Below are 5,186 nucleotides of genomic sequence, written 5' to 3' on the forward strand. Positions count from 1 at the left end.
GACTACGTTTATCCGCGCACAACCAACAAGATCCTCGAGGCCTATCTGAAGGCCAAGGGCGTCGCGGCGGAAGACATCATGGTCAATTACACGCCGTTCGGCTTCTCCGACTGGCAGACCGAAGTTTCAGCAATCAAGAAGTTTGGTTCGGCCGGCAAGAAGACCGCCGTCGTCTCGACCGTCAACGGCGACGCCAATGTGCCGTTCTACAAGGAACTCGGCAACCAAGGCATCAAGGCCGAGGATATTCCGGTCATGGCCTTCTCGGTCGGCGAAGAAGAGCTTGCCGGTCTCGACACGGCGCCGTTGGTTGGCCATCTCGCCGCTTGGAATTACTTTGAAAGCGTCGATACGCCTGAGAACAAGAAGTTCATCGCCGACTGGCACAAGTTCATCAAGAACGACAAGCGCACCACCAACGACCCGATGGAAGCCCACTATATCGGCTTCAACATGTGGGTGAAGGCGGTCGAGAAGGCCGGCACCACCGATCCGGACAAGGTCATCGACGCCATGATCGGCGTTTCCGTGCCCAACCTGACCGGCGGCTATTCGACCATGATGCCGAACCACCACATCACCAAGCCGGTGCTGATCGGTGAAATCCAGGCCGACGGCCAGTTCGAGACGGTTTCGCGTACGCCGGGCCTGGTGATGGGCGATGAATGGTCCGACTACCTGCCTGACTCCAAGGACCTAATCTCCRATTGGCGCGCGCCTCTGTCCTGCGGCAACTTCAATGTCGCCACCGGCAAGTGCGGCGGCAAGGGCACAAACTGATCCTCCCGGRCTGACCAGGTCAGGACCGCAGGTCCATGACCTCAGACCGCCAGCGTCCGGACGGTTTCCTCCGCCGTCCGGACGCCCAATTCAACATTCAAGGGTCGCCTGAAGCCGATGAACCTGTTGCGCGCGATTGGCCTGACGCTTTTGTTCCTGCTGGCGACGCTGTCGTCGTCGGGTGCTGGCGAAGCCGATCTGCGTGGAATCATCGCCAAATTCGCGACGGCCAAGGGCTTTTCCGAGACAGGCACCGTCGTCCACGACCTGGCGGCCACAGGTGATCCGGCTGTCGAACGACCGCTTGCGGCACTTGCCGACGGTAACCTCTATATCCGCAAGGCGGATTCGCTGGTCTTCGTCGGCAAGGAAGCCGGCGACAGCGTTGAGCTGTTCGATCCGCTGAGCGGCGAGAAGTCGGCGGATGCCGCCAAGGACGACATCACCAAGATCAAGGTCAACAACACACTGCGCCGCGTCATCCGCGATGCGCTGGGCACGCTGACGCTCGGCGCCAAGGATCCGGCCGTGCGCATCGCCGCTGCCGACACCATGTTCAAGACACCCGATGCCGCAAACATTGGGCCGCTGGACACCGCGATCGCCAGCGAGACGGTGGCCAGCGTCAAGGCCCTGCTCGAACAGGCCCGTGCCGCATCTGTCCTGGTTTCTGACCGGCCGGATGCCGACAAGCTCGCCGCCATCGCGCTGATCGGCGCACGGGGCGACCGCGATGCGGTTTCGCTGCTCACCTCGGTCGAGGCGACCGCCTCGGGTGCGGTCAAGGAGGCGGCGACGGCCGCAATCGCCGACATCAATTCGACGCTGGCCTTCTGGGATGCCGGCCAGAACATCTGGTACGGGATTTCCCTGGGCTCGGTGCTGCTGCTGGCGGCAATCGGGCTTGCCATCACCTTCGGCGTCATGGGCGTCATCAACATGGCGCATGGCGAGATGGTCATGCTCGGCGCCTACACGACCTTTGTCGTCCAGCAGGTGATCCGCACATCCTTTCCCGGCCTGTTCGACTGGTCGCTGGTCATCGCGCTGCCGCTCGCCTTCCTCGTCGCGGCGCTTGTCGGCCTGGCCATAGAGCGTGGCGTTATCCGCTTTCTCTACGGGCGGCCGCTGGAGACATTGCTGGCGACATGGGGCGTGTCGCTGATCCTGCAGCAAGCCGTGCGCAGCATCTTCGGGCCGACCAACCAGGAAGTCGGCAATCCCTCCTGGATGTCGGGCTCGTTCAATGTCGGCCAGCTCGCGATCACCTGGAACCGCCTCTGGATCCTGGTCTTCGCGCTCTCCGTCTTTGCCGTGCTGCTCTATGTGATGAAGCGCACTCCCTGGGGGCTGCAGATGCGCGCCGTCACCGCCAACCGGCGCATGGCCGCCTCGATGGGCATCAGGACGCCATGGGTCGATGCGCTGACCTTCGCGCTGGGTTCCGGCATTGCCGGCATCGCCGGTGTTGCGCTTAGCCAGATCGACAATGTCTCGCCCAATCTCGGCCGCGGCTACATCATCGACAGCTTCATGGTCGTCGTCTTCGGCGGTGTCGGTAATCTATGGGGCACGCTGGTCGGCGCCTTCTCGCTCGGCATCGTCAACAAGTTCCTCGAGCCCTATGCCGGCGCCGTGCTCGGCAAGATCGTCGTGCTGGTGCTGATCATCCTGTTCATCCAGAAGCGCCCGCGCGGCCTGTTCGCGCTCAAGGGCAGGGCGGTGGAAGCATGATCACCGGACGCTTCTTCGCCGCGGGTGCGGACCGCCGCATCGCCATCACGATTCTCATCCTGCTGGCGGTGGCGATCATCGTGCCGCTGCTCAACCTGGCTGTGTCGCCGACCAGCGCCTTCTACGTGCCGTCCTACATCGTGGCGCTGACCGGCAAATATCTCTGCTATGCGCTGCTCGCCTTGGCGCTCGACCTTGTCTGGGGCTATTGCGGCATCCTTTCGCTCGGCCACGGCGCCTTCTTCGCGCTCGGCGGCTATGCGATGGGCATGTATCTGATGCGCCAGATCGGCGCGCGGGGCGTCTATGGCAATCCCATCCTGCCGGACTTCATGGTGTTCCTGAACTACAAGGAACTGCCCTGGTTCTGGACTGGTTTCGACCATTTCTGGTTCGCCGGCCTCATGGTGCTTGCGGTGCCCGGCCTGCTCGCTTTCGTCTTCGGCTGGTTCGCCTTCCGCAGCCGTGTCACAGGCGTCTACCTCTCCATCATCACCCAGGCGATGACCTATGCGCTGCTGCTCGCGTTCTTCCGCAACGATATGGGTTTCGGCGGCAACAACGGCCTGACCGATTTCAAGGATATTCTCGGCTTCAACGTGCAGGCCGACGAGACGCGTTCGGCACTGTTCGCCGCCAGCGCGGTGACGCTGGCGTTCGCCGTCTTCGTCACCTGGGCGATCGTCGGTTCCAAATACGGCAAGCTCCTGATGGCCGTGCGCGACGCCGAGAGCCGCACCCGCTTCCTCGGCTGGCGGGCGGAGAATGTGAAGCTGTTCGCCTTCACCGTCTCGGCGGTCATGGCCGGCATTGCCGGCGCGCTCTATGTGCCGCAAGTCGGCATCATCAATCCCGGCGAGTTCGAACCGTCCAATTCGATCGAGGTGGTGATCTGGGCGGCCGTCGGCGGGCGCGGCACCATTGTCGGGCCGATCATCGGCGCGCTGCTGGTCAATGCCGGCAAATCCTGGTTCACCGGCGTGTTGCCGGAATTCTGGCTGTTTGCGCTCGGCGGCCTGTTTGTCGCAGTCACGCTTTTGCTGCCCAAAGGCATCGTCGGCATGTGGGATTCCTGGCGYGGCAACGCCAAAGCGCTGCGGGCGGCCTCGCTGGCCGAGGAGGCCGGCATCGACCCCGTCGTCCCGCCGCCGCAGAAGATCGTTCGCAGCGCGGCGACAAGGCCTGGCGACTGGTCCTCATCCAGCCCCGAACCACAGCCGGCGGAGTGAGCGATCATGAGCAAGTCGCACACGATCCTCTATCTCGACGGCGTCTCGGTTTCCTTCGACGGCTTCCGCGCCATCAACAATTTGTCGCTGGTGCTCGACAAGGGCGAGATGCGCGCCATCATCGGCCCCAACGGGGCCGGCAAGACGACGATGATGGACATTGTCACCGGCAAGACGCGGCCCGACGAGGGAGAGGTTTTCTTCGACGGCCAGATCGACCTGACCAGGCATGATGAAGCCGAGATCGCCATGATGGGCATCGGCCGCAAGTTCCAGAAGCCGACGGTCTTCGAAAGCCACACGATCGAAGAAAATCTGATGTTGGCGTTGAAGGGGCCGCGCTCGATCTTCCCGGCGCTGTTCCATCGACGCTCGGCCGCCGAAGCGCGGCAGATCGACGACATTCTCGGCATTATCCGACTTGGTGACAAACGCGATCAATTGGCTGCAAATTTGAGCCATGGACAAAAGCAGTGGCTGGAGATCGGCATGCTGCTCGCGCAGGACCCGAAGCTGCTGCTGGTCGACGAGCCAGTCGCCGGCATGACCGATGCAGAGACCGAGGAAACCGCGCGACTGCTCAAGGAGATCGCGCGCGACCATTCGGTCATCGTCGTCGAGCACGACATGCATTTCGTGCGCGAGTTGGGCGTCAAGGTCACCTGCCTGCACGAAGGCTCGGTGCTGTCCGAGGGCACGCTCGATTTCGTGTCTGCCGACGAGCGCGTCGTCGAAGTCTATTTGGGGAGATGAGCATGGTCTGGCGGGTACAATTCCATCGCTTCGATCTGTCCTTCCTGCGGTTCTGGAGAAGGCGCTGACATGCTCGAAGTTTCCGATGCCACGCTGCACTACGGCGCCGCCCAGGCGCTGCGTGGCGTGTCGCTGAAGGCCGGCGCCGGCAAGATCACCTGCGTGCTCGGCCGCAACGGCGTCGGCAAGACCAGTTTGATGAGATCGATCGTCGGCCACCATCGGCTGACGAGCGGAAGCGTTGCCTTCGAGGGGAAGGCGCTCGACCGGAGCGCGGCGTATGACCGCGCCCGGTCGGGCATCGCATTCGTACCGCAGGGCAGGGAGATCTTTCCGCTGCTCACGGTGCGGGAAAACCTGGAATCGGGCTTTGCGCCGCTGAAGCGTGGCGACCGCAACGTGCCCGCCCATGTCTTCGAGTTGTTCCCGGTGCTGAAGCAGATGCTGGGTCGCCGTGGCGGCGACCTTTCCGGTGGCCAGCAGCAGCAGTTGGCCATCGGCAGGGCGCTGGTGATGCGGCCGAAGCTGCTGGTGCTCGACGAACCGACGGAAGGCATCCAGCCGTCGATCATCAAGGATATCGGCCGCGCCATCCGCTATCTGCGCGACCAGGCGGGCATCGCCGTGCTTTTGGTCGAACAATATCTCGATTTCTGCCGCGAGCTTGCCGACGAGGTCAACATCATGGAC

5 protein-coding genes are annotated in these 5,186 nt (G+C 63.1%); all 5 read left to right on the top strand.

All coding sequences use genetic code 11. The annotated features are described in order from the left end of the window. The coding region (locus tag ACXJ7R_RS24455; RefSeq protein ID WP_457154075.1) for a transporter substrate-binding protein at nt 1–780 on the top strand (780 nt) is incomplete at its 5' end. Nucleotides 781–897: 117 nt separating this feature from the next. Then, nucleotides 898–2,514, top strand: coding sequence for an urea ABC transporter permease subunit UrtB (gene urtB, locus ACXJ7R_RS24460; RefSeq protein WP_457154076.1), 1,617 nt, complete (start codon nt 898–900; stop codon nt 2,512–2,514). Continuing rightward, on the top strand, nt 2,511–3,743 hold the full coding sequence (gene urtC / locus ACXJ7R_RS24465; RefSeq protein WP_457154077.1) for an urea ABC transporter permease subunit UrtC: 1,233 nt from the start codon (nt 2,511–2,513) through the stop codon (nt 3,741–3,743). Before urtB ends, urtC begins: the two co-directional genes overlap by 4 nt. 6 nt (nt 3,744–3,749) lie before the next feature. Next, nucleotides 3,750–4,496, top strand: a complete 747-nt coding sequence (urtD, locus tag ACXJ7R_RS24470; protein WP_457154078.1) for an urea ABC transporter ATP-binding protein UrtD — start codon at nt 3,750–3,752, stop codon at nt 4,494–4,496. A gap of 69 nt (nt 4,497–4,565) precedes the next feature. Further along, on the top strand, nt 4,566–5,186 hold a 621-nt coding region (gene urtE, locus ACXJ7R_RS24475; RefSeq protein ID WP_457154079.1), incomplete at its 3' end, for an urea ABC transporter ATP-binding subunit UrtE.

It is taken from the genome of Mesorhizobium sp. P5_C1, assembly GCF_054049815.1.